Annotated in this window: 1 protein-coding gene; it reads left to right on the forward strand. The window is 38.5% G+C overall.

Features of this window, described 5'->3' with window-relative positions; genetic code table 11:
* Window positions 1–758 (forward strand): hypothetical protein (locus K4I03_RS12435; RefSeq protein ID WP_227965660.1); only part of this gene is annotated, 758 nt, incomplete at both ends.

A 758-nucleotide genomic window follows, 5' to 3' on the forward strand; every position in this document is an offset into this window, starting at 1 on the left:
CTTTAAGAACATTCTTTTCCTTTACCTTTATTTTCATTACAGCAGCTTTTGCCTTTAGGTTAATGAGGAATATTTCCCAAAGAGGAGTAAATAGCAGAGCTGTTTTGGAGCCGAGTCAGAAATGGTTCGATCGCATATTACCTGTATTCGTCATTTTGCCACTTTGCTCTTTGGCAACGGGTTATTTGATTAGAGACTTCCTAACGACCTTAGACACTGTTAAATATAATGGTGGCGTGGCAGACGAGTATTTGATTAATGATCGCTATTGGGTCGCAAACAGCAATTTGTCACCAACTGGCGGAGGTCAAGGACAGAGTCCGTATGCAACATCTGAAACAGACTATGTGGATAGTAGATATGCACCATACACACCTCTTGGGAAAGCTACAATCAAAAACATTAATCGAAACGGATATGCTTATGCAAAGCTAAAAAACCCTTCAGATAACTTTACTACAATCAATGGTGATGCAGTTGCTTTTGACCAAGGTGTTTCATTGAATTTGATTAGTGACTGGATGGCAAATGCGAATTTCAATGTAAATACTTACGCTGGGGATATTAAAGTAGCTGGTGACGAAAAAGCTTCTAATCCTTTAGGACAGTCTGTAGCGATTATGAACGCTCCAGAAGTAAAAAAGGTTAATAAGAAAAATGGTAAATTTGAAAAAAGCACAGAAAAGGCTAATATCCGAAATTTAGCTGATTATACCTGGAGTATTGCGCAAAGTCCAGATGATGTGCAAGCTGATTCG

This window comes from Streptococcus sanguinis (genome assembly GCF_020729725.1).
Taxonomy (GTDB): domain Bacteria; phylum Bacillota; class Bacilli; order Lactobacillales; family Streptococcaceae; genus Streptococcus; species Streptococcus sanguinis_V.